At 66.1% G+C, this 25,645-nt stretch carries 12 protein-coding genes; 10 read left to right on the plus strand and 2 right to left on the minus strand.

The window, feature by feature from the left end; translation table 11 throughout:
* Positions 1-69 precede the first annotated feature (69 nt).
* Positions 70-2,511 carry a TonB-dependent receptor plug domain-containing protein gene (locus ACZ899_RS09430; protein WP_234562981.1) on the plus strand — a complete coding sequence of 814 codons (2,442 nt, stop codon included), beginning with the start codon at positions 70-72 and terminating at the stop codon, positions 2,509-2,511.
* Positions 2,512-2,839: 328 nt separating this feature from the next.
* Positions 2,840-3,865, plus strand: coding sequence for an IS110 family RNA-guided transposase (locus tag ACZ899_RS09435; protein WP_485627223.1), 1,026 nt, complete (start codon positions 2,840-2,842; stop codon positions 3,863-3,865).
* A gap of 342 nt (positions 3,866-4,207) precedes the next feature.
* Here the strand turns inward: ACZ899_RS09435 and ACZ899_RS09440 are convergent, their stop codons facing one another.
* Positions 4,208-15,034 (minus strand): peroxidase family protein, encoded by a 10,827-nt coding sequence (locus tag ACZ899_RS09440; protein ID WP_234562968.1) that lies wholly within the window; start codon positions 15,032-15,034, stop codon positions 4,208-4,210.
* 658 nt (positions 15,035-15,692) lie between these two features.
* On the opposite strand from ACZ899_RS09440, the gene ACZ899_RS09445 reads away from it, so the two are divergent.
* The 4 genes from ACZ899_RS09445 to ACZ899_RS09460 all read left to right on the plus strand — a co-directional run bounded on the left by ACZ899_RS09445 (position 15,693) and on the right by ACZ899_RS09460 (position 20,789).
* On the plus strand, positions 15,693-17,429 hold the full coding sequence (locus ACZ899_RS09445) for a type I secretion system permease/ATPase (protein WP_110739527.1): 1,737 nt from the start codon (positions 15,693-15,695) through the stop codon (positions 17,427-17,429).
* 6 nt (positions 17,430-17,435) lie between these two features.
* Complete coding sequence (locus tag ACZ899_RS09450) at positions 17,436-18,773, plus strand: HlyD family type I secretion periplasmic adaptor subunit (RefSeq protein ID WP_442800117.1); 1,338 nt, start codon at positions 17,436-17,438, stop codon at positions 18,771-18,773.
* 1 nt (position 18,774) lies between these two features.
* Positions 18,775-20,103, plus strand: coding sequence for a TolC family outer membrane protein (locus ACZ899_RS09455; RefSeq protein WP_234562970.1), 1,329 nt, complete (start codon positions 18,775-18,777; stop codon positions 20,101-20,103).
* A gap of 77 nt (positions 20,104-20,180) precedes the next feature.
* Positions 20,181-20,789 carry a hypothetical protein gene (locus ACZ899_RS09460; RefSeq protein WP_203647283.1) on the plus strand — a complete coding sequence of 203 codons (609 nt, stop codon included), beginning with the start codon at positions 20,181-20,183 and terminating at the stop codon, positions 20,787-20,789.
* 6 nt (positions 20,790-20,795) lie between these two features.
* Here the strand turns inward: ACZ899_RS09460 and ACZ899_RS09465 are convergent, their stop codons facing one another.
* On the minus strand, positions 20,796-21,578 hold the full coding sequence (locus ACZ899_RS09465) for a FecR family protein (RefSeq protein ID WP_234562971.1): 783 nt from the start codon (positions 21,576-21,578) through the stop codon (positions 20,796-20,798).
* Between the two features lie 396 nt (positions 21,579-21,974).
* On the opposite strand from ACZ899_RS09465, the gene ACZ899_RS09470 reads away from it, so the two are divergent.
* The 4 genes from ACZ899_RS09470 to ACZ899_RS09485 all read left to right on the plus strand — a co-directional run bounded on the left by ACZ899_RS09470 (position 21,975) and on the right by ACZ899_RS09485 (position 25,633).
* A complete protein-coding gene (locus ACZ899_RS09470; protein ID WP_485627223.1) occupies positions 21,975-23,000 on the plus strand; it encodes an IS110 family RNA-guided transposase in 1,026 nt (341 codons plus the stop codon).
* A gap of 457 nt (positions 23,001-23,457) precedes the next feature.
* The gene (locus ACZ899_RS09475) at positions 23,458-23,832 is read left to right on the plus strand and encodes a hypothetical protein (RefSeq protein ID WP_234563130.1); all 375 of its coding nucleotides are present in this window, start codon (positions 23,458-23,460) and stop codon (positions 23,830-23,832) included.
* 151 nt (positions 23,833-23,983) lie between these two features.
* Positions 23,984-24,328: a metalloregulator ArsR/SmtB family transcription factor gene (locus ACZ899_RS09480; protein ID WP_110739533.1), complete on the plus strand. Its 345-nt coding sequence runs from the start codon at positions 23,984-23,986 to the stop codon at positions 24,326-24,328.
* 21 nt (positions 24,329-24,349) lie between these two features.
* Entirely contained in the window at positions 24,350-25,633 is a 1,284-nt protein-coding gene (locus ACZ899_RS09485; RefSeq protein ID WP_234563131.1) for an arsenic transporter, read from the plus strand.
* Positions 25,634-25,645 lie beyond the last annotated feature (12 nt).

Consider the following 25,645-nt stretch of genomic DNA (forward strand, 5'->3'; position numbering starts at 1 on the left):
TGGCGTGGGAGCGGGCTTGCCCCGCGATAGGGCCGGCACAGCCCACACATCTTCTCAGCAGGAATCCCCATGCCCCACCACACCCCCTTGGCCCTGAGCCTGGCCATCGGCAGCATCGCCGTGCCCGCGCTGGCCGCCGAACCCACCGACCGCCTCGACACCGTGGTCGTGGTCGGCACCCACCGCAGCGACCTCACCGCCCTGCAAAGCGCCGCCCCGGTGGACGTGCTCAGCGGCGAAAAGCTCCAGGAAACCGGCGCCCAGGACCTGTCCGGCGCCCTCACCGCGCTGTCGCCCTCGTTCAACTACCCGCAGTCGCCCCAGGGCGCCTTCGCCGGTTCCATCGCCCAGGGCGCCTCGCTGCGCGGCCTGGCCTCCGACCAGGTGCTGGTGCTGGTCAACGGCAAGCGCCGCCACACCAGCGCCAACGTCACCCGCCAGGGCCTGGCCAACGGCCGCGGCGCGGCGGCGGTGGACCTGAGCCTGATTCCGCTGGCGGCAGTCGAGCGGGTGGAGATCCTGCGCGACGGCGCCGCCGCCCAGTACGGTTCGGACGCCATCGCCGGGGTGATCAACATCGTGCTCAAGGAGCGCGACGAAGGCGGCAACCTCGGCTACCGCTTCGGCGGCTACGACAAGGGCGACGGCCTGCAGCGCAAGCTCAGCGGCTGGAAAGGCTTCGCCCTGCCCAACGACGGTTTCCTCACCCTGGCCTTCGACGCCGGCAGCCAGGACCCGGCCAGCGACACCCGCGACGACAACCGGATCTTCTACCCCGGCTCCACCAGCACCAACACTGCGCGCGAGCAGAACAACCGCTACCGCAACTGGCGCTGGGGCTCGGGCAATGTCTCGGACCAGTACAACTTCACCGCCAACGCCGAAATGGGGCTGAGCGATGGCCTGAGCGCCTACGGCCTGGCCACCTACGCGCACAAGAACACCGACGCCGAGAACTTCTTCGACCCGCCCACCACCCTGCGCAGCAACTACGGCAGCGTGGCCCTGGCGCGCTACCCGGACGGGCGCCTGCCGATCACCCGCTACGGCCTGGAGGACTACGCCGTCACCGGCGGCCTGCGCTACGAGGACGAGACCCTCGGGCACTTCGACCTGGCCCTGAACCATGGCAACAACCGCGTCGACTCCACTGACCGCGATGCCATCAACCCCAGCTGGGGCACGGCCAGCGCCTCGACGATCTACACCGGCCGGCGCGAGGCCGACCAGACCAACCTGACCCTGGACTGGACCCGCGACTTCGCCACCGACCTGCTGTTCAAGCCACTGACGGTGTCCGCCGGCCTGGCCTGGCGCGAGGAGAACTACCAGCTCAGCGCCGGTGACGCACAGGGCTGGCAGAACGGGCCGCTGTTCAACACCGTCGACCCGCTGACCGGGCGACGCATCCCCGGCTACTACTCGGGCATCACCCAGGTCGACGCCGCCTCCCTCGACCGCCGGGTGATCGGCGCCTACTTCGACCTCGAAGGGCAGATCACCGAGCAATTCCAGGCCGGTTTCGCCCTGCGCAGCGAGCACTACTCCGACTTCGGCGACACCACCAACGGCAAGCTGTCGCTGCGCTACGACTTCACCCCCGAGATCGCCGCCCGGGCCAGCGCCAGCACCGGCTACCGCGCACCGTCCCTGGTGCAGTCGGGGCTGTCGTCGTTCAGCGTGCAGGTGGTCGAGCAGCCGCCGGGCAGTGGCAACTGGGTCGAGGTGCAACAGCGCACCCTGCGCGCCGACAGCCCCGAGGCGCAACTGCTGGGCGGCAAGGCGCTCAAGCCCGAGGAGTCGACCAACTTCTCGGTCGGCCTGGTGTGGCGCCCGCTGGCCAACGCGTCGCTGACCGTCGATGCCTACCGCATCGACATCGACAACCGCATCACCCTGTCCGACCAACTGCCGGCGTCGGTGGTCGGGCCGATCTTCGCCGGCACGCCCTACGCCAATATCCAGAGCGCGGCGTTCTACAGCAACATCGCCGACACCCGCACCGACGGCATCGAACTGGCCGGGCACTACCAGCTCGACCTCGGCGCCTGGGGCCGGCTGGACCTCAACGGCGGCTATGCCCGCACCAACACCCGCATCACCGGGCTGGACGATGTCGGCGGCATTGCCGGCAACCAGATCATCGGCCGCAACACCCAGGGGCTGATCGAGGACGGCACGCCCAAGGACAAGCTGACCCTGAGCGCCAACTGGCAGTACCAGGGCTGGAGCGTGAGCGTGGCCCAGCGCCGCTACGGCCAGTGGCAGAACCGCAACGCCGCCAACCCGGCGCTGGACCAGACCTTCGGCGCGCAGTGGGTGACCGACCTGGACGTGGCCTACCGTTTCGGGCTGGGGCTGACCTTGTCGGTGGGTGCGATCAACCTGTTCGACAGCCACCCCGACAAGCTCGAGGGCGTGCAGCTGTATGGTGTGCAGAAGTATTCGATCACCAGCCCCGAAGGGGCGCAGGGGGCGTTCTACTACACCAGCTTGAGCTATGACTTTTGAGGGGGTTGGGGTGGCTTGGTGCAAGACGATAGTCTTGCAGCGTTCTCGAGATCGAGCGCCGCCCGCGCGGCGCATCGCGACGCAAGGCCGCTCCTACATCTGTTTCGGGCCAGTCAATCCTGTGCCATTACCGGGTCCGCCTTGTTGGTATGACGCGGTTTCAGCGTGGGCACCACTGGCGCCTCACCTGTCTCAAGACATGCACCAAGGCGGGCAACCATGGCCTGACAGGTTCGGCACGTTGCAACAAATAATGAAATGGCTACCCCCGCCCCACCCTGTGTCAGCCCTCTAAGCTTTCACAGGGTGCCTATCGGAGTGCAACGCCATGAACACTGTCGCCATCATCGCCATCGACCTGGGAAAGTTGAGCTTCCATGTACACGCTCAGGATGATCGGGGTCATGAGCTCTATCACCGCAGGTTCAACCGTGAGTCACTCATCCGCCACCTTGCCAATCTTGCGCCCTGTACGGTGGCGATGGAGGCCTGTGGTGGCTCTCATTTCATGGCGCGAGAGGTGACGAGACAGGGTCATACGCCCAAACTTATTCCCGCACAGTTCGTTCGCCCCTACGTGAAAAGCAACAAGAATGACTTTACCGATGCTGCCGCTATCGGTGAGGCGGCAACCCGCGATCAGATGCGCTTCGTGCCTCCCAAAACCGAGGCCCAGCAGGCGCTGGCGATGCTCAATTCACTGCGCGACAGCTTCATCAGAGACCGTACTGCCACCATGAACCGCATCCACGCTTATTTGCTCGAGGTGGGGGTCAGTTTGGCACCCACCTTCAAGGCGGTCCGGGAGCTCCCCATTCTGCTGGACGACAGTACCTTCTCACCGTTGATCAAGAAGCTGTTGCTGGACCTACATGCCCACTTCCGCTATCTCGATGATCGGATCAAGGCTCTGGACAAGGAAGTGCATAGCCAGGCCGTTAGCGATGATCTTGCTTCCCGTTTGATGTCGATACCTTGTATTGGCCCGATCACCGCTACCGCCCTGGCTGCGGAATTGGGTGATGGTAAGCAGTTCCGCTGTGGGCGAAATTATTCAGCCTCCATAGGCCTGGTTCCCAGGCAGCACACGACAGGCGGCAAACCTTGCCTGGGGCGAATCAGCAAGCGGGGCGACGGCAATCAGCGACGACTGCTGATCCAGTGCGCGAGGGTCTATCTGATTGGGCTGGAGCGCAAAACCGGCAAGCTGGCGGACTGGGTACGTGGCTTGCTACGTGTTCACCACCCCAACCTGGTGGTGTGCGCTATCGCCAACAAACTGGCCCGAATCGCCTGGGCCATCACGGCACACCACAGCGAATTTGATGCAGGGTCAAGCGCCATGAACGCTTGACCCTGCAGACACACGAGTAACAACCCACCTGGTTTTGCGATGCTGCACACAGATGACGTGAACGGTATACCGGCCTGGCGATCAACCTGAGCTCCTACTCGGCTTCAGAAGCCGAACAAATATCTAGGCTCGTCGGGCGCGATTTTCATCGAGGCGCGGGACCAACCTCCCACACGACGCCGTATAGATTGACGCAAACCAAACTCACGCACATCTCAGTACAGTATTGCAGAAATGGGGGTAACCATAGATGTAGGAGCGGCCTTGCGTCGCGATGCGCCGCGCGGGCGGCGCTCGATCGCATAGGCGCTACAACTCTCTCGCCAAACACATCGCCCTCCCTCAAGACGCGAGGATAAAGTCCGCCACCGTCACGCTGGTCGCATCCCCCACCCCGACCAGGCGGATGGAGTCAGGCCCCCCGAAACTGACCAGCGTATCGGCGCCCACATCGGCAATGCTGACACTGACGGCAAAGCTCGCCGCGGTAATGCTCAGCGCCGTGATATCCAGCCGGTCCTGCCCGCCTGCCGGAGCGGCATCGAAGCCGAACACCTGGTCGGTGCCGAAGCCTGCGGCGAACTGGAAGATATCGTTGCCGTCGTTGGCCACCAGCGAGTCGTTGCCGGCACCACCGCTGACGATGTCGTCACCGGCCCCGCCATCGACGAAGTCGTTGCCGTTGCCGCCCTGCACGACATCGTTGCCGCCACCGCCCAGCACCGTGTCGTTGCCATCGCCACCGACCACCACATCGATGCCGACGCCACCGTCGAGGTTGTCGTTGCCCGCCCCGGCCTGCAGCGTGTCGTTGCCGACACCGCCATTGAGCGTGTCATCGCCCTCCCCGCCGTCGAGACTGTCGTCACCGCCACCGCCGTTCAGGCTGTCGGCGCCGAGGCCACCGATCAGCTGGTCGTTGCCGGCATCGCCGTTGAGCGTGTCGTTGCCGGCGTTGCCGACCAGGGTGTCGTTGCCGCCGTCGCCACTGAGGGTGTCGTTGCCGGCACCACCGGTGATGACGTTGTTCAGCCCGTTGCCGCTGCCGACGAAGTTGCCGACGCCGGTGTAGGTCAGGTTCTCGACGTTGGCGCTCAGGCTGTAGCTGGCCAGCGCGGTCAGCACGGTGTCGATGCCGCCACCACCCGCCTCGACCACCACATCCGAGGTGGAGTCGACGACATAGGTGTCGTTGCCGGCCCCACCCACCATCCGGTCGCCGCCGGCGCCACCATTGAGCTGGTCGTTGCCGGCCCCACCAGTGAGGGTGTTGGCCAGCACGTTGCCGAAGCCTGTGAAATTGCCGCTGCCGGTGAAGGTGAGGTTCTCGACGTTGGCGCCAAGCTGATAGCTGAGCAGGCTGGTCTGCACCAGGTCGGTACCAGCACCGATGGCCTCGACGACACTGTCGCCGGCATTGTCGACCACGAAGGTGTCGTTGCCCAGGCCGCCGTCCATGGCATCCGCGCCAACGCCACCGTTGAGAGTGTCGTTGCCGTCCTCGCCGAACAGCAAGTCAGCGTCGTCACCGCCGTTGAGGATGTCGTTGCCCGCCCCACCAAACAGCTGGTCCACCGCGCCCAGGCCATTGAGCGTGTCGTTGCCGCCCAGACCGCGCAGTACATCGTTGCCGGCGCCGCCGGTGAGGGTGTTCGCCGCGTTGGTGCCCACCAGGGTGACGCCGGTCAGCAGGCGCACCGCCGTGGTCGCGGCGGAGGTCACGGTTTCCTGGGCGCCGAAGCCGTCGGTGTAGCGCACGATCACCCGCAGTTGCTGGTTGCCCTGGGCGAAGCCCGGGGTGTAGCTCGCCGTGGTGGCGCCGGCGATGTCGACGAAGATGCCGCCCACGCCCTGCTGCCACTGAAAGCTGAAGGCGCCCAGCCCGTCGAGGTCGGCGATGCCGGCTGTCGAGGCGGTCAGCAGTTGCCCCTGGTCCGGCGTGGTGTCGCTGATCAGCACCGTGCCGGTCGGCGCGTCGTTGACGTTGGCCACCGGGCCGAGGATGTCGGAGGCGGCGCGCTCGGCCACGCCGAAGGTGTCCACGTAGCCCACCTGCACCCGGACATGCTGGCCGACCTGGGGCTGGCCAAGGGTGAAGGTACTGGCGGTGGCACCGGCGATATCGACCCAGCCCGCGCCGTTGTTCATCTGCCACTGGAAGGTGAACGGCGCGCTGCCGATGCCGTCGGCGTCGACGATGGTCGCCGGGTTGGCGCTCAGCACCTGGTTCTGCACCAGCAGCCCGGCCACGGCGGGCCCGCTGCTGGGCGCGCTGTTGGCCGAGGAGTCGACGATCTCCAGTGTGCCCTTGGCGTCCTGGTACACCGCCCGCACGCGGATGTTCAGGCCGGCGACATCGTCCGCCACCCGGTAGGTGCTGCCGATCGCCCGCGAGACCTCGCCGGCGGCGACGAAGGTAATGTCCTCGTAGACGCCCGTGCCGGGGATGTTCTCCACCTGCCAGTAGTAGGCCACCGGCCCGCTCAGCGCGCCGCTGGGGTTGCTCGCGCCCTGGTTGTCGGCGTCATGCACCGCCAGGTCGCTGACCCGCAGCAACTGCCCGGCCACGGGCGTGTCATCGCGCAGACCGGTGGCATCGTCGACGATCGCCAGGTGGCCGCTGGGGCCGTTGTTCAGCGCGCTGCCCACGCCGGAAGCCTGGGCGCCGTCGGCGAACTGCAGACGCTCGATGCCGGTCAGGCGATCGACGCCGTCGCGTCCGACCACCGTGTCGGTGACGATCACCGTGTTGCCTTCGACGACGATGCGGTAGTCCGTGGCGATGCCGGAGAACAGCGCGGTGTCGTACTGGTCGGTACCGCTGAGGATCTCCCGCACGATCACCAGCTGGCCGGGGTTGTAGGTGCCCTTGAGCATCAGTGGCACCATCGGCTCCATGCTGTCGAACGAGGCGATCTCCGGCCCGCTGCCGTCGCTGTTGGCACGCACGCTGATGCGCACGTTCAGCCACTTGTCGCCGTCGAGGATATCGTCGCCGCCACGCCCTTCGATCAGGTCGCTGCCACTGCCGCCGAGGATGATGTTGCCACCGTCGTAGAAGGTCGCGCCAACAGGCAGCAGCCCGGCCAGGCCGTTGATCAGGCTGATGTTGGTGAGCACGCTGCCGGTGGCCCCGGCGGTCGGCAGCGAGGTGGCGTCCTCGTTGTCGCCGCGCAGGAAGTCACCGTGCGCCGAGCCCGACAGGCCTTCCATGATGTCGAAGCGCACCAGCGCCGAAGCCCCCGAGCCCGGTACCGGCGGCACATCGAAGAAGCGGTCGCTGTAGTCGACGGTCACACCCTGGGCCAGCCCCTTGAAGGTCGCCCAGTCATAGCCGGAGCCGCCGATGTAGCGATCGCCGAAGCCGAGGCTGCCGACCATGATGTCGTCGCCGCCTTCACCGTTGAACTTGTCGTTCTCGTTGCCGCCGACGAACACGTCGTTGCCGATCACCGGATCGTTGCCGAGAGGGTCGAAGTTGTCGCCGGGGGCGCCGTCCGAGGTGCCCTTCTCGATCCAGTCGTCGCCTTCGTTGCCCATGTCCTGCTCGTTGGCCTTGCTGCCGAGGATGAAGTCGTTGCCCTGGCCGCCGATGGCCTCGGAAGCATCCTCGCCGGTGACGATGAAGTCATTGCCGAAGCCGCCGATGATCAGGTTGACGCCATTGCCGCCATGCAGCACATCGTTGCCGTCGCCGCCCTGGATGTTGTCGTCGCCGCCCATGTCGCTGATGATGTCGTCGCCGGCACCGCCGCGCAGCTGGTCGTTGCCGTAGCCGCCTTCGATACGGTCGTTGCCGCCGTCGCCCCAGACCGTGTCGTCGCCTTCGCTGGAGACGAGGATGTCGTCGCCCTGGGTGCCGCCCAGCACGATGTGCTGGTCACCGGCATAGCGGATGTAGTTGCTGTCGGGCCCGACGGTCAGCGGGCTGTCGCGGAACACCACCTGCTGGCCGTTGTCGCCAAGCGGGTCGGCGTTGCCCAGGCCGTCGTTGTACTGCTTGCTGCGGTCCAGCTCCAGGTAGAACCCGGGGTCGGAGAACACCAGGCCTGGCAGGTGCGTGGCCGAAGTGTTGGCCATGATCAGCTTGGCGAACGAGTTGCTTTCCAGCTCGGCGTTCATTGACAGGCCGGCGGTGCGCTCCAGGTAGTAGAAGCGGTCACCGTCCTGCAGTTTCTCCAGCTGGTTCTCGAACACGAAGTTGAAGGTGCTGCCGAGCATGCCGCCGAACGGGGTCTTGGCCTCGGCCAGGCCGCCAATCCACAGGTCGATGGCATCGACGCCGGTCACGGTCACGCCCTTGAGGTCATCGACAGTGCCCAGCACCCCGTCCTTGCCCGCCAGCGTCACGTTGGCCCAGCTGCCGCTGCCGTTGAGGAAGTCCAGGCGGTCGGACGGCGCGTCCGCGCCACCGAACACCAGGGCCAGGGCCGCGGCGCGCTTGCCGTCGAGGGTGGTGGCCGAGGTGATGGAGCCGTGGGTGCCGTAGGCGGCGATGAAGTTGATCAAGGACTCCGGGTGCTTGAGGTGCTGCACCAGGTCGACCCAGCTGGTGTACGGCTTGAGCTGGGTATCGCCGGTCTGCCCGAAGATGTCGCGGCGCACGGCGTTGAGCGAGGGGATGCCGACATCGCGGCCACGGGCGATGTTGATCGCCGGCAGGTCCAGTGGCAGGCCGAGCAGGTTGTTGCGCAGCGCCTCGGTGACGAACTCGTCGATCTCGTTGCCGGCCTGGCGGGTCACCCCGCGCACGATGGCACTGGTTGCCTCCTCGGGGGTCACGCCGCTGGCGGCGTAGGCCAGCGGGTTGAGGAACGCCGCGATCAGGCCCATCTGCTGCTCGGGGTTGGCGCTGGCCGGGTCGCCGATCACCTTGAAGTCGATGTCGAAGCGGTCGACGGTTTCGGTCAGCATCGAGTGGCCGAAGCGGTACACGGTGTGCGCGAACTCGGCGACGATCGAGGCATCGAGGTCGACGTCGTAGACCTGGGTCGGGGCGAAGAACAGGTCGACGCGCGGCTGGATGGTGCGGGCGAATTCCTCGAACACCAGGTGCTGGTACTGCATCTCGGTGCCGAACTTGGCCGCCTGGAACAACCGCTCGCCGTTCCACACCAGGGCATCGATCTCGGCCTGGCTGGCGGGCAAGGCGCTGACCGGGGTCAGCAGCCACTCGTTGAGGAAGGCCAGGTCGCCCGAGTCGAGCACGGTGTCCTGGGTCTGCGCCACCAGCCGGTTGTGCTCTGAGTGGAAGATCGCATGCACGGCGGTCAGGCCGATGTTCTCGTTGACCCGGCCATCGCCGGCGATGTAGTGGGCGTCCAGCAGTTCGTTGTCGTAGGCCAGGTTGGCACCGGTGTGCGGATTGACCGGCACGGCGTTGCCGGTGGCGCTGTCGGCATCCGGCGCGAGCACGCCACCGATGGATACCGGCACGGCATTGTGAGCGATGTCGGCAAGGAACTGATGGCCGGTGCGCACGGCGTTGGTCAGGTCGATCGGCGCCAACGGGTTGCCTTCGACCAGCACATCATCGGCGGTGCCGCCCAAGCCGTCGGCGCCCTTCATCACCACCATCGGATAGCCATGCGGCCCCTTGATGAAGTTGCCGTAGGCATCGGTGGCCAGCAGCGGCACGTTGTCGACGTCGGCGTCGGTCAGGTGGATGCCGAGGATGTCGTTGGCCTGGGCCTTGACCACCTTCCAGGTGGCCATGCCACCGATCTCGCTGTCGTCACCACTGCCGAACTTGCCGTCGGCGCCCAGGTCGCGGTTGGTGATAAGCCGGCCGGTGGCGATGGGGCCGCTGGCGCTGAGCTGGTAGCCGCGCAGGAACACCTGGTGCGAGGGGTGCGAGCTGTAGGTCTGGTTCTGGTCGACGAACGGCGTGGTGGTGTTGGTGTGCTCGTGAATGTCGTCGGCGTTGCCGAGGATGCCGTCCGGCCCCGGCAGGTTGGTGGCCCGGGTCAGCACCATGAAGTTGGCGGCGCCGCCCGGCACGTACAGCGGGTCGTCCGGCTGCAGGGGAATGAAGATGGTTCCCGAACCGCCCTTGGTGACCAGGTCCAGGCCGTGGTCGAAGAATTGGCCGAAGAACGTCATCCAGGCGTTGAACGGCGCCGACAGCCCGGCATCCGCCGAGGTGTTCTCGAACAGGAAGACATCATGGTCGTCGCCGGTGCCGAACTGGCCGTCCATGCCGGGGCTGGCGACGACCCGCACACCGTCCTTGAGCTGGTCGTCGTTGCCCGGCGTGCCGAAGTCCAGCACGCCGTTGGCGCCGGGGTCGTAGGCGCTGGCGTAGGCCGCTGGGTTGTTCGAGGTCTGGTCGACGATCAGGTTGCTGATGGTGCGCGGCTCTGAGTCGAACACGTAACCGCTGGTCTGCTGGTACGACGAGCCGGGGATGGCCGGCGAGCCGGGGCCGAAGAACCCGGCGGGCGCGCCCTCGGCGGCATTGAACACCGGGTCGGTCAGGCGCGGGAAGACATTGTCGGCGGCGCCATACTCGGTGTGGTCATGGCCATTGAGGTTCATCAGGTTGTTGTTCGAGCCGTCGACCGCGCGCAGGCCCAAGGGCGCGCGGATGTTGGGGATCAGCGAGAGGATGTCCTGCCCGGCGGCATCCGCTTCGGCGATCTTGATCTGGGCGAGGATGAAGTTGAGGTCGGAGCGGACCATGTGCAGGCCCTCGCCCCCCGCGCTGGCATCGACCACCGGCGTGGGCGCGGTCGGCACCACCGGCGCGCCGGCCTCGACCACGGTGGTGGGCGCGCTGAACAGCACCTCGGTGGTGCCGTGGGCGTCCTGGTAGATCGCCTTGACCCGCAGCGACAGGCCGACCAGGTCCGGCGACACCTTGAACGCGGTGCCATCGGCGCTCTGGAACGCCAGGTCGCCGGCCGGCAGCAGGATGATGTCCTCGAACACACCGCTGCCGGGGTCGGCCTCGAACTGCCAGAAGTAGGACACCGAAGCATTGGCCAGGGTGCCCAGCGGGTTACCCGCCGTGACGTTGTCGCCGTCGCGCACCCCGGCCATGCTCACGCTGAGGATATCGCCCACGGTGATCGCGCCACCGTTGCCGTCACTGAGGCTCGGGCTGCCGGTCGGCTGCGCGTTCAGCCCCGGCACCAGCACGCGCTGGGCATCGGCGAACTGCAGGCGCTCGATGTGCAGCAGGGTATCGGTGCCGTCACGCCCGGCCACGGTATCGGCCACGGTCCACACATCGTCCGCCAGGTCGGCGGTGCCGCGGGTGTCCTGGGTCACCACGTACTCGGCCTGCACCCCGGAGAACACCGCGGTGTCGAAGGCCGCGCCGCCAGTCGAGGTGCCGGGCAGGATTTCCCGGATGGCCTTGAGCTGGCCGGGGTTGTAGGTGCGGTCGAGCATGAACGGGATCATCTCGACCATGCTGTCGAAGCTGGCGATCTCAGGCCCGGTGTGCTCGAGGTCATCGGCGGCGTAGACCGCGATACGCACGTTGAGCCACTTGTCGCCGTCGATCAGGTCGTCGCCGCCACGGCCCTCGATCAGGTCGCTGCCATTGCCGCCCAGCAGGATGTTGCCGGTGGCAAAGCCGGTGGTCGGCAGCCCGGCGTCGGCGAGGAACTGCGCCAGCCCGCGGATCAGCGCGACATTGCTCAGGGCGCTGCCGGTGGTGCCGCCGTGGTTGAGGATGGTGACCGCATCGACATCGTCGCCCTTGAGCACGTCGGCAAAGCGCGAACCGGATAGCCCCTCGACCTCGGCGAAGCGATCGAGGATCGACGCCGGCGAAGCGCCGACCGGGTTGAACACCCCGGCGTTCTGGTTCGGCGCGTTGCCATGGGGCTGCGCCAGCGCGGCCAGGCTCAGGTCGGCGGTGACGCCGACCTGGTCGTTCTTGTAGGTGATCCAGTCGAAGCCGGACATGCCGTCCATCTTGTCCTGGGCATCGCTGCCGACAAAGATGTCGTCGCCGCCCTCGCCGATCATTTCGTCGAAGCCGCCGCCACCGACGAAGATGTCGTTGCCCACCACTTCATCGGTAAGCAGCGGCGCGAAGTTGTCGCCCGGCGCGCCGTCCTGGGTGCCCTTCTCGATCCAGTCATCGCCTTCGTTGCCGGTGGGCGGCAGGTTGGTCTTGGCGCCGAGGATGAAGTCATCGCCCTGGCCGCCGAAGGTGGTGCTGATGTCCTCGGTGGTGATGATGAAGTCCTGGCCGTCGCCGCCGAGGATCAGGTTGCCGGCGGCAAGCATGCTGCCGGCGACGATCACGTCGTTGCCGGCGTTACCTTCCAGGCGGTTGTCGCCGAACGAATCGGTAATGATGTCGTCGCCTGCGCCACCGAGCACGGCATCGTTGCCGGCGCCGCCCTCGAGGTAGTCGTTGCCGCCATCGCCATAGAGCGTGTCGTCGCCTTCGCCGGAAAGGATGATGTCATCGCCCGAGGTACCGCCGAGCACCACGTGGTCTTCGCCGGTGTAGTGCAGGTAGTTGTCGTCCGGCCCGACGGTGTCGGGGTTGTCGCGAATGACCAGCGGCACGATCTCCACGCCGTTGATCTCGATCCCTCCGGTGGGGTCGGCGCGACCGTCGCCGCCAAGACCGGTGAACTGGTTGGCCTGGTTGACCTCGAGGGTGAAGGTCGGGGTGAGGAACACGGTGTTGGACAGGTGGGTGACATCGGAGTTGGCCATGATCAGCTTGGCGAACGAGTTGTTCTCCAGCTCAGCGCCGAAGTTAAGGCCGGCGGTACGCGACAGGTAATAGAAGCGGTCGCCGTTCTGCAGGGCCTCCAGCTGGGTCTCGAAGACGAAGTTGAAGGACGAGCCGAGCATGCCGCCGAAGGGCATCTTCTGCTCGGCCAAACCGCCGACCCAGAAGTCGATGGCGTCGACCCCGGTCACCGTCACCCCGCTCAGGTCGTCCGCGGTGCCCAGCACGCCATCCTTGCCGGCCTTGGTCACGTTGGCCCAGGCGCCGCTTCCGTTGAGGAAGTCCAGGCGGTCGGACGGCGCGCCGCTGCCGCCCAGCACCAGGGCCAGGGCGGCGGCGCGCTTGTCGGCCAGGGTGGTTGCCGAGGTGATCGAGGCGTGCGTGCCGTAGGCGGCGATGAAGTTGACCAGCGACGCGGGGTGCTTGAGGTGGTCGGCAAAGTCGACCCAGCTGATGTAGGGCTTGAGCTGGCTGTCGCCGGTCATGGCGTAGAACTCGCGGCGCGACTCGTTGAGCGAGGGGATGCCGGTGTCGCGGCCACGGGCCAGGTTCAGCGCCGGCAGGTCCAGGGGCAGGCCGAGCAGGTTGTTGCGCAGCGCCTCGGTGACGAATTCGTCGATCTCGTTGCCGAGCTGGCGGGTCACGCCACGGATGATCGCCCCGGCCGCTTCATCGGCGGTGGCGCCGCTGCCGGCGAAGGCCAGCGGGTTGAGAAAGGCGGCGATCAGGCCCAGTTGCTGGTCCGGGTTGTCCGGGTCGCTGAGGATCGGGTTGAACGCCGGGTCGAAGCGGTCGACGGTCTCGGTCAGCATCGAGTGGCCGAAGCGGTACACCACATGGGCGAACTCGGCGAGGATCGCCGGGTTGATCGAGGTGTCGTAGCCGCTGGGGGCGAGGAACTCGTCGATCTGTGGCTGGATGGTGCGGGCGAACTCCTCGAACACCAGGTGCTGGTACTGCATCTCGGTGCCGAACCTGGCCGCCTGGAACAGGCGTTCGCCATTCCACACCAGCGCCGCCACCTCGGCGGGCGTTGCGGGCAAGGCGGCCACATCGTCGATCAGCCACTCGTTGAGGAACGCCAGGTCGCCCGAGGCGAGGATAGTGTCCTTGGTCTGCTGGACCAGGCGGTTGTGCTCGGCGTGGAACACGTGGTGCACGGCGGTCAGGCCGATGTTCTCGTTGACCCGGCCGTCACCGGCAATGTAGTGGGCGTCGAGCAGTTCGTTGTCGTAGGTCAGGTTGTTGCCGCCCGGGCCCATGGGCTGGGCATTGCCCACGGCACTGTCGGCATCGGCCTGCAGCACCCCGCCGACCAGCACCGGCTCGGCGTTGTGGGCGATGTCGTCGAGAAAACCATGGCCGCTGCTCACGGCATTGACCAGGCTGATGGGCGCGGCGCGGTTGCCTTCGACCAGCTGGGTGACGTCGTCGGCGGTGCCGGCAATGCCGTCGGCGCCATTGCCCACGCGGATCACCACCTGCGGCATGCCGTTGGGTCCGCGCAGGAAGTTGCCATAGGCGTCGGTGGCCAGCAGTGGCACCCGGTGCACGTCGGCGTCGGTCAGGTTGATGCCGAGGATGTCGCGGGCCTGGGCCTTGACCACGACCCAGGTGGCCATGCCGCCGTTCTCGCCGTTGCCATCGTCGCTGGTGCCGAACTTGCCATCGGCGCCCAGGTCACGGTTGGTGATCAGCCGCCCGGTGGCCACCGGGTGACCAGCCGCGTCGAGGGCGTACTCGCGCAGGAACACCTGGTGCGAGGGGTGCGAGCTGTAGGTCTGGCTCTGGTCGACGAAGGGCGAAGTGGTGTTGGGCTGGCCGTCGTCGGCGGTACCGACCACGCCATCGGCGCCGGCAGTGCGCACGGCACGCGGCAGCACCATGAAGTTGGTCGGGCTGTTGGCCACGTACAGTGGGTCGTCCGGTTGCAGCGGGATGAACACCATCTGGCTGCTGCTCTTGGTGACCAGGTCCAGGCCGTGGTCGAAGAACTGGCCGAAAAAGGTCATCCAGGCGTTGAAGCCGGCGGTCAGGCCGACGTCCGGCGACTGGTTGGGGATGAAGAACACCTCTTTGTCATCGGCGGTGCCGAACACCCCGTCGATGCCGGGGCTGAGCACCGGAGCGGCGCCGCCGTTGGCGTCGACCGCGGCCGGGTTGTTGGCGGTCTGGTCGACGATCAGGTTGCTGATGGTGCGCGGCTGGCTGTCGCTCACCGTGCCGGTGCCGGCATACGCCGCGCGGTACTGGGCATCCATCAGGCGCAGGAAGGCGTTGTCCGAGGCGCCGAACTCACTCTGCCCGGTCACCAGGTTGTTGTAGCTGCCATCGACGGTGCGCAGGCCGAACGGCACCTGGCTGTTGGGCAGCAGGTCGATGAGGCTGGCGCCCTTGGCGTGGGCCTCGGCGATGAAAATCTGCTGGAGGATGAATTGCAGGTCGGACTTGCTGAAATTGGCCATGATGGTTGACCTCTGTCTGTCGGGAGCGAGGCGCAGGCGCCCGTCGCGCCCGGTCGGTGGCGTGCACGGTCATGCAGTTGGTTTTTTTATGGCGAATACGGGTGCGCGACAGCGTTACCCGTCGTGCGGGCTACGTGCCTCGGATTCGCGAAGGTTCAGGGCTCGCCGTCGCTCAGGCGCGGCGCTCCCGGGCCCGGGGCGGGCCATGGTTTCTCGAATGGCAGGGGAACGTCCTGTAGAGCCCATTCACTCGGTACAAGAACAGGAGACGAGTCATGTTCTGCTCCCACAGGAATGTCGACAAGGATTCGCGAGGGGTCGGGGCGACAGCTGGCCTGCGGCGAAAGTTCCCACGAACTGATTAAGACTAAAGTTGCGCGGCAAAATATTGTCAATATCTCGTCAGCAAAAAATGTCGCGCATCGATAATGCTTATCAAGCCACTGTTTTTAATAGGAACTTGAAGGAATCAATAGAGCAAAAAGATATTACAAGATATTTCTACGCAACCTACTCTGCTGTTTGTGGGCTCCCTGCAGCGTATTTGGAATAACCCGCCAAAAGAGCGACAAAACCTTCTGCAGGCCAGCAACCACAAGGCTTTTAGCCCGACCACCGCAACGGCGGCCGGCATTTTTCGCAGAGGGAGGCTCCCCCGATGACCAGGCAGACAGGTACCCGCTCCGAGCTGGCCGAGGCACTGTTTCAACTGCGACGCAGTTTCTATGCCCTGGCGGTGTTCAGCGGGGTGATAAACGTCATGATGTTGACGCCCGCCGTGTACATGCTGCAGGTATACGACCGCGCGCTGGTCAGCCGCAACCTCACGACCCTGGGCATGCTGACGGTGCTGGTGGTGGGGCTGTTCCTGCTGATGACCACCCTGGAGATGCTGCGCAGCCGGGTGCTGGTGCGGGTCGGCAACCGCCTGGACATGGCGCTCAACCGGCGCCTGTTCAGCGCCGCCTTCGAGCGCAACCTCAGCCGTGCCGGTGGCAGCCCCGGCCAGGCCCTGCAGGACCTGGCGCAGGTGCGTCAGTTCCTCACCGGCAACGGCCTGTTCGCCTTTTTCGACGCGCCCTGGACACCGATCTACCTGCTCGTCGCCTACCTGATCCACCCGCTGCTCGGCCTGGTCACGCTGGTCGGCTCGCTGATCCTCGCGGCACTGGCCTGGCTCACCGAAAAGGCCACCAAGCAGCCCCTGGGCGAGGCCAACCACGCCGCCCTCGCCTGCGCCCATTACGCCAACAACAACCTGCGCAACGCCGAGGTGATCGAGGCCATGGGCATGCTGGCGTCGATCAGCCAGCGCTGGTTCCAGAGCCACCTGCGCATCCTGCAGATGCAGACCCTGGCCTCCGACCGCGCCGCCGTCATCGGCAGCATCGGGCGCTTCGTGCGTATCACCCTGCAGTCGCTGATCCTCGGCACCGGGGCCCTGCTGGCGATCGAGGGCAAGATCACCCCGGGCATGATGATCGCCTGCTCGATCCTGACCGGCCGGGCCCTGGGCCCGGTGGAACAGGTGATCGCCGCGTGGAAGCCACTGCTCGGCTGCCGCCTGGCCTGGGGCCGGCTCAACGGCTTGCTGCAGGACTATCCGCAGCGCCCGCCGAGCATGTCGCTGCAACGGCCGCTGGGCATGCTGGCGGTGGAGAACGTGTATGCCGGCGCGCCCGGCACCGGCAGCACCATCCTGCGCGGTGTCAGCCTGGGCCTGACCCCGGGTGAAAGCCTCGGGGTGATCGGCCCGTCAGCCTCGGGCAAGTCGACCCTGGCGCGGTTGCTGGTCGGGGTGTGGCCGGCCCAGGCCGGCAAGGTGCGCCTGGACGGCGCCGACATCTTCACCTGGAACAAGCGTGAACTGGGCCCCTGGCTCGGCTACCTGCCCCAGGATGTCGAGCTGTTCGAAGGCAGCATCGCCGACAACATCGCCCGCTTCGCCGAGGTGGACAGCGAGGCGGTGATCCGCGCCGCCAAAAGCGCCGGCGTGCACGACATGATCCTGCGCTTTGCCCAAGGCTACGACACCCGCCTGGACAGCGACGGCGGCCCGCTGTCCGGCGGTCAGAAGCAGCGTATCGCCCTGGCCCGCGCGCTGTACGGCGAACCCAACCTGATCGTGCTGGACGAACCGAACGCCAACCTCGACGACCTCGGTGAGAAAGCCCTGGTCGACGCCCTGGCCGAACTCAAGGGCCGCGGCGCCACGGTGGTGCTGATCTCGCACCGCCCCAACGTGCTCTGCGCCGTCGACAAGGTGCTGATGCTGCGCGACGGCGCCGTGCAGATGCTCGGCAGCCGTGAAGAAGTGTTCGCCGCCCTGCGCACGGCCAGCGTGATCCCCGCTGGCGCCGCGACCCCGCTGGCCGCCGTCAAGGTACGGGAGTGACCGATCATGATCCATTCCATGCAAACCGAACTGCTTCCGGCCGACGCCAACCCGATCGACCTCGACGTCGGCAAACCCGTGCGCTGGGGCCTGTGGCTGATGCTCGCCGGCTTCGGCGGTTTCCTCCTGTGGTCATGGCTGGCGCCCCTGGACGCCGGCGTGGTCGCCACCGGCACGGTCAAGGTCACCAGCAACCGCAAGGCCGTGCAGCACCTGACCGGCGGCACCGTCGAGGCGATCCTGGTGCACGAGGGTGAGCGGGTGAACAAAGGCCAGGCGCTGGTGCGCCTCGACGCCCTGCATGCGCTGGCCGAGCAAGGCGCGGTCAGCGCCCAGTACATCGTCAGCAAGACCGTGGAGAATCGCCTGGAGGCCGAACGCGACGGCCACGACACGGTGACCTTCGCCCCTGCCCTGCTGCGCCAGTTCGAAGACGATCCTCGGCTGTTGGCGGCCATGGACCTGCAACAGCACCTGCTGGCGACCCGGCGCGCGGGCCTGGCCGGCGAAATCGGCATCCTCGAGGAGAACATCGCCGCCTCGGCGGTGCAGCTCAAGGGCCTGCAGCAGGTGTATGGCGCCCGCGCCTCGCAGATCGGCTTCCTCGGCCAGGAACTGCAAGGCACGCGCATGCTCGCGGCCGAAGGCTATGTACCGCGCAACCGCCTGCTGGAGCTTGAGCGCAGCAACGCCGACCTCTCCGCCGGCCAGGCCGAGAACCTCAACAACATCGCCCGGGTGCGCAGCCAGATCAACGAGCTCAGGCTGCGCGTCCTGCAGCGCCGCCACGACTACCTCAAGGAGGTGCAGTCGCAGCTGACCGACACCGCCAAGGAAAGCACCACCCTGGCCGACCGCCTGCGCGCCCTGGACTACGAAGTGACCCATACGATCATCCGCGCGCCCATCGACGGCATGGTCCAGGCCTTGAGCATCGCCACCGTCGGCGGGGTGGTCCAGCCCGGCAGCCGGATCATGGAGATCGTCCCGCTCGACGAGCCGCTGCAGGTCGACGCGATGATCCCGGTGCAGGCCATCGACCGCATGACCCCGGGCCTGGCCGTGGACATCGCCTTCCCCGCCTTCAACCACGCCAGCACGCCGAACATTCCCGGGCGCGTGCTGACCGTCTCCGCCGACCGCCTGCTCGACGAGGAGAGCAAGCAGCCGTTCTACCTGGCCCAGGTGGAAGTCACCGCCGACGGCATGGCTTTGCTCGGCAGCAACCATATCCGCCCCGGCATGCCCGCCACCGTCACCATCAAGACCGGCGAGCGCAACCTGCTGAGCTACCTGCTCAAACCCCTGCTCGAACGCGTCGACGCCGCGTTCAAGGAGCAATGAGATGAATCGCCATTGCCTTGGCCTGTGCCTGCTGACGCTGGCGTTGCCGGCCGGCGCCATGGACCTCAAGCAGGCCTGGGACCTGCTGCAGTACCAGGGGCCGATCTACCGCGCCGCGGTGCATGAACAGCAGGCCGGCCTGGAAAACCGCGCCATCGGCCAGGCCGGCCTGCTGCCGCAGGTCAACGCCTCGGCCTACGCCAACCGCATCGACGGCAGCCAGCGCCAGCACGGCATCGACAACGACCTCGACTATGACGCCACCGGCGCCAACCTGCGCCTGCGCCAGCCGCTGTTCAACAAGCAGAAGATGGCCGAATACCGCCAGGGCCAGCAACGCGCCGACTACAGCGTGGCGGTATTCGACGCCAAGAGCCAGGACGCCGCCGTGCGCCTGGCCGACAGCTACTTCGACGTGCTCCTGGCCAGCGAGACCATCACCCTGGCCCGGGCCAAGCTCGGTGCCTTCGAGGAGCAGCTCGGCTCGGCCAGGCGACGCATGCAGCTTGGAGCCGGCACCATCACCGACATCGACGAGTCCCTGGCCCGGCTCGACCTTGCCGAGGCCGAGCTGATCGAGGCCCAGGACAACCTAGCCAACGCCAGCCGCAAACTGGCCGAGTACATCGGCGAGACACCCGTGTCGCTGACCACCCTGCAGGCGGACTTCGCCACCCCGCCGCTGCTACCGGACAACCTGCATGACTGGCTGGCCAGGGCCCAGGCCGACAGCCCGGTGATCCAGGCGCGCCGGCACAGCTACGCGCTGGCCGAGGAAGAGGTCAAGCGCGCCAAGGCCGGCCACTGGCCGACCCTGGACTTCGTCGCCGGCTACACCGCTGGCAAGAGCCAGTCGATCTCCGAGCTGAACCAGCGCAACCACTACAGTTCGATCGGCCTGGAGCTGAACATCCCGCTGTACAGCGGCGGCGGCGTCAGCGCGCTGAGCCGCCAGGCCAGCGCCAACAGCGCCAAGGCCCTGGACGAGCTCGATGCCACGCGACAGGAAGTCATCACTGGCACCACCCGCGAGTTTCGCGGCGTGCAAAGCGGCGCCCTGCGCGTGCACGCGCTGGAAAAGGCGGTGGCCTCCAACGAACGCTCGCTGCTATCGGCACGCAAGGGTTTCAGTGCCGGCGGCACCAGCACCAACGCCGATGTGCTCGACGCCGAGGAGCTGCTGTTCGTGGCACGGCATGACCTGTTCGAGGCCAAGCTGCGCTACCTGATGTCGCGCCTGCGCCTGGCCTCGGCGGTGGGCAGCCTGGGGGATGACGACATCGACCAGATCAACCGGTACCTGGGGCCGGAGTTGTTGGTGAACAACTAGATTGAGATACAGCCCGCGACATCGGCCCACAGTTTGGCGATACTGCTCAGCCCTCATCCATGAAAAGGACTTCGCTGATGAAGCGACTGCTTGCCCTCACCCTCCTCACCCTGGCCATCGCCGGCTGCGACAAGGCCGACCAGACCACCGCGGCGACCGGCCAATGCGCCAAGGACACCGACTGCAAGGGTGAGCGCATCTGTGAAAGCGGCCAGTGCGTCAACCCGCAGCCTCAGGCCGCGCTATTGGCCAAGCCTACCGTCAGCGCACCGCTGGCGCCGAGCATCGCCTATGAGCCGCTGCCGATCAGCGACGAAGGTGCCGGTCCGTTCAGCGTCCAGGGCATGGAAATGGGCACCGCGTTGAACTACCAGTCCCGGGCAGGCGTGATGAACGTCATGGAGTCCGTCGTCGCCGACGCCGAAGGCACCGGCTACGTCGCCATCGAGAAAGCCTACGCCTTCGGCCCGAGCCGCTATGTGCTGGTGGTGTCCACGGGCGAAGGCGGCAATGCCTGCCCGGCGTCCACCTATGTCTTCAGCTTCGATACCAGCGGCGAGTACGTGGACGGCAAGGCTGAGGTGGACGGCTGTTCGGAAATGGTCGAAAGCATGGCCGAAGGCAACAAGCTGACCATCAAGAAGGATGGCGCCGCGACCGTGGTGTACAACGGCCAGGTGAAGTGAGTGGGCTCAGGCCGGCACCACGTTGGCCCAGTACCCCAGTACCCGCTGGATCCGAACCGGCAGGGTCTCGGTCAGCAGCATCAGGCTGGCATCCGGTTGGTCGAGGGACAATGACCTGCTGACCTGCAATCGCGCGATCTGCGGGTCGCACCTGAGCACGCCTGGGCGATAGTTGTCGAGTTCCTCGAGCACCTCGGCCAGGGGCATGCGCTCGGCCACCAGGTGTCCGTGGGTCCAGGCGCCGGCCCCGACTGGCAACGCAACACTCGGGATGCTGCCCGTGTCGCCGAACAGTTGCTGCCACCCGGCTTCCAGTGCCAGCGGAGCGGCCGAACCCCACGCGATCGATGCCACGCCATCAAGCATCTGCACCAGGGTCGCGGATGCTTGTTGCTGGACGATCAAGCGCGCCGCCTGCCCCGGCATGATCCGTACCTGGGTGGTTCGCAGGCTGACACCGGCGCCCTGTGTCACCTCCAGCAGCACCCGCCCACGTTGCAAGGTCACGGCGCGGCCAGCGTTGTCCAGTGCGCTGCGGCTGTCCAGTAGCACCGAAAGGCCCGGTGCCAGTCGCCAACCGCGTCGTTGTCCGGTGCCGGTGGCGCAATCGCTGAACAGCGTTGGCAGCGCGCCACCTTGGTTCACGCCATAGCCACTGGCGAGAAGTACGCCGGTCGCGGTCAGGCTGCCGAGCAGCGTTCGCCGCGACACCTTCGCCCGGCCACCCTGGGGCTGGGAGTCACGGTTCTGGATCAGGTCCAGTGCCGGGTCGCGGTGGGTTGAAGACATGCGGCGACTCTCTGGGGAGGGCGAAAAGGTGCTTATGATAATTCTTATCATTTACTTTTTGCCAGTTGCTTCGGCTCGCTCTGGGGGTGTTCGCCACAGCCCTTGCAGCGCCTATGAGATCGAGCGCCGCCCGCGCGGCGCATCGCGGCGCAAGGCCGCTCCTACATCTGTTTCGGGCCAGTCAATCCTGTGCCATTACCGGGTCCGCCTTGTTGGTACGACGCGGCATCAGCGTGGGCACCACTGGCGCCTCACCTGCCTCAAGACATGCACCAAGGCGGGAAACCATGGCCTGACAGGTTCGGCACGTTGCAACAAATAATGAAATGGCTACCCCCGCCCCACCCTGTGTCAGCCCTCTAAGCTTTCACAGGGTGCCTATCGGAGTGCAACGCCATGAACACTGTCGCCATCATCGCCATCGACCTGGGAAAGTTGAGCTTCCATGTACACGCTCAGGATGATCGGGGTCATGAGCTCTATCACCGCAGGTTCAACCGTGAGTCACTCATCCGCCACCTTGCCAATCTTGCGCCCTGTACGGTGGCGATGGAGGCCTGTGGTGGCTCTCATTTCATGGCGCGAGAGGTGACGAGACAGGGTCATACGCCCAAACTTATTCCCGCACAGTTCGTTCGTCCCTACGTGAAAAGCAACAAGAATGACTTTACCGATGCTGCCGCTATCGGTGAGGCGGCAACCCGCGATCAGATGCGCTTCGTGCCTCCCAAAACCGAGGCCCAGCAGGCGCTGGCGATGCTCAATTCACTGCGCGACAGCTTCATCAGAGACCGTACTGCCACCATGAACCGCATCCACGCTTATTTGCTCGAGGTGGGGGTCAGTTTGGCACCCACCTTCAAGGCGGTCCGGGAGCTCCCCATTCTGCTGGACGACAGTACCTTCTCACCGTTGATCAAGAAGCTGTTGCTGGACCTACATGCCCACTTCCGCTATCTCGATGATCGGATCAAGGCTCTGGACAAGGAAGTGCATAGCCAGGCCGTTAGCGATGATCTTGCTTCCCGTTTGATGTCGATACCTTGTATTGGCCCGATCACCGCTACCGCCCTGGCTGCGGAATTGGGTGATGGTAAGCAGTTCCGCTGTGGGCGAAATTATTCAGCCTCCATAGGCCTGGTTCCCAGGCAGCACACGACAGGCGGCAAACCTTGCCTGGGGCGAATCAGCAAGCGGGGCGACGGCAATCAGCGACGACTGCTGATCCAGTGCGCGAGGGTCTATCTGATTGGGCTGGAGCGCAAAACCGGCAAGCTGGCGGACTGGGTACGTGGCTTGCTACGTGTTCACCACCCCAACCTGGTGGTGTGCGCTATCGCCAACAAACTGGCCCGAATCGCCTGGGCCATCACGGCACACCACAGCGAATTTGATGCAGGGTCAAGCGCCATGAACGCTTGACCCTGCAGACACACGAGTAACAACCCACCTGGTTTTGCGATGCTGCACACAGATGACGTGAACGGTATACCGGCCTGGCGATCAACCTGAGCTCCTACTCGGCTTCAGAAGCCGAACAAATATCTAGGCTCGTCGGGCGCGATTTTCATCGAGGCGCGGGACCAACCTCCCACACGACGCCGTATAGATTGACGCAAACCAAACTCACGCACATCTCAGTACAGTATTGCAGAAATGGGGGTAACCATAGATGTAGGAGCGGCCTTGCGTCGCGATGCGCCGCGCGGGCGGCGCTCGATCTCATAGGCGCTGCAAGAGCTGCGGCGAACACCTCCCGAAGCAACCACCCCTCCAGAACTTTTTCCATTTTCCCGGTCTATTGGGTGAGTGCATTCCTCGGTTGCTCCAACAGCCACCGAACGCACGCTCACCTGCCATTCAGAGGTTGTCTTCTCTCATGAAATTCCCTGCCCAATGCATGCTGCTCGTTGGCCTGTTCGCACTCGCGGCCGCAGGCTCGGCATCCGCCGCACCGATGAAGACTTCGACACCTCACACCCTCGACCTGGCGGACCGCCAGGCCAGCGAAAACCCTTGGCCAAGCCTGGCCAGCGCACCCTCGGCAGCGCTGCTGGCCCATGACGACCGCTACCGGCACGACGAGCGCTGGCACGATCACCGCGACGACTGGCGTCGGGAACAGTGGCGCCGCGAACAATGGCGCCGGGAGCAGCACCGCCGGGAAATGGAACGCCAACGCTACTGGGAACGCCATCACGAGCGCGCCTTGCGTCATCGCTATGACGACGACCACCGCTACTATCGCCGCTGAACAGCCCACGCGCTGCCTGCTTCCCTCTGGAACAAAACATAACGTGCTGATTTAGCTTGCACAGCGTGGGAGCGGGCTTGCCCCGCGATGGGGTTGCGCGATACATACGGAAATACGTATATTCGATTTTCCATATGTATAGGCCATCACCATGCTCACGCCTCCCGAGGTATTCAAATGCCTCGCCGACGAGACTCGCGCCCGTGCCACCTTGCTGATCGCCCAGTCGGGCGAGCTGTGCGTCTGCGAGTTGATGTGCGCCCTCGGCGACAGCCAGCCGAAGATCAGCCGCCACCTGGCCCAACTGCGCAACTGCGGCCTGTTGCAGGACCGCCGCCAGGGCCAGTGGGTGTACTACCGCCTCGCCCCACAGCTCCCCGCCTGGGTGCATGACCTGCTGCAACTGACCCTGCGAGCCAACGAAACCTGGCTGCACGACAACACCACCCGCCTGCAGCACATGGACGGCCGCCCGCAACGCGCCGCCTGCTGCTGAACCTGCCCCCGGAAAACACCCATGCTGATCGCGATCGCGGTATTCGTCTTCACCCTGGTGCTGGTGATCTGGCAACCCCGTGGCCTGGGCGTGGGCTGGAGCGCGGCACTCGGCGCGCTGATCGCCCTGGCCGTCGGCGCGGTCTCGCTGCAGGACATCCCGGCGGTCTGGGCCATCGTCTGGAACGCCACGGCCACCTTCATCGCCATCATTATCATCAGCCTGCTGCTCGATGAAGCCGGCTTCTTCGAATGGGCCGCCCTGCATGTGGCGCGCTGGGCCAATGGCAGCGGCTACCGCCTGTTCGCCTTCTGCGTGCTGCTGGGCGCGGCGGTGTCGGCGCTGTTCGCCAACGACGGCGCCGCGCTGATCCTCACCCCCATCGTCATGTCGATGCTGCTGGCCTTGCGCTTCTCGGCCGCCACGACCCTGGCGTTCGTCATGGCCGCTGGTTTCATTGCCGACACCGCGAGCCTGCCGCTGGTGGTGTCGAACCTGGTCAATATCGTCTCGGCGGACTATTTCGGCCTGGGCTTCGGCGAGTACGCCGCGGTGATGGTCCCGGTGAACCTGGTCAGCGTCGCCGCCACCCTCGGCGTGCTGTGGCTGTTCTTCCGTCGCGACCTGCCGCGTCACTATGCCCTCGATGCGCTCAAGGCCCCCGAATCGGCGATCCATGACCGCGCCACCTTCGTGGTCGGCGGCTGGATGCTGCTGGTGCTGCTGGTCGGGCTGTTCGCCCTGGAACCGCTGGGCGTGCCGGTCAGCGCGGTGGCGGCGGTGTGCGCGGCGATGCTGTTCGCCGTCGCCGCCCGCGGCCATCGCATCTCCACCCGTCGCGTGCTGCGCGAGGCGCCCTGGCAGGTGGTGATCTTCTCGCTGGGCATGTACCTGGTGGTGTACGGACTGAAGAACGCCGGCCTCACCGACCTGCTCACGCAACTGCTCGACCGCCTGGCCGCGCACGGCCTGTGGAGCGCCACCCTCGGTACCGGCCTGCTCGCCGCCTTGCTGTCGTCGGTGATGAACAACATGCCCAGCGTGCTCATCGGCGCCTTGTCGATCCAGGCCAGCGATGCCCAGGGTCTGGTACGCGAAGCGATGATCTACGCCAACGTCATCGGCTGCGACCTGGGCCCCAAGATCACCCCCATCGGCAGCCTCGCCACCCTGCTCTGGCTGCACGTGCTGGAGCGCAAGGGCATGCGCATCACCTGGGGCTACTACTTCAAGGTCGGCATCCTGCTGACCCTGCCGGTCCTGTTGATCACCCTCTCGGCCCTGGCCTTGCGCCTGAGCCTTTGATACCCGGAGCGC

This window comes from Pseudomonas sp. TE31087 (genome assembly GCF_057284075.1).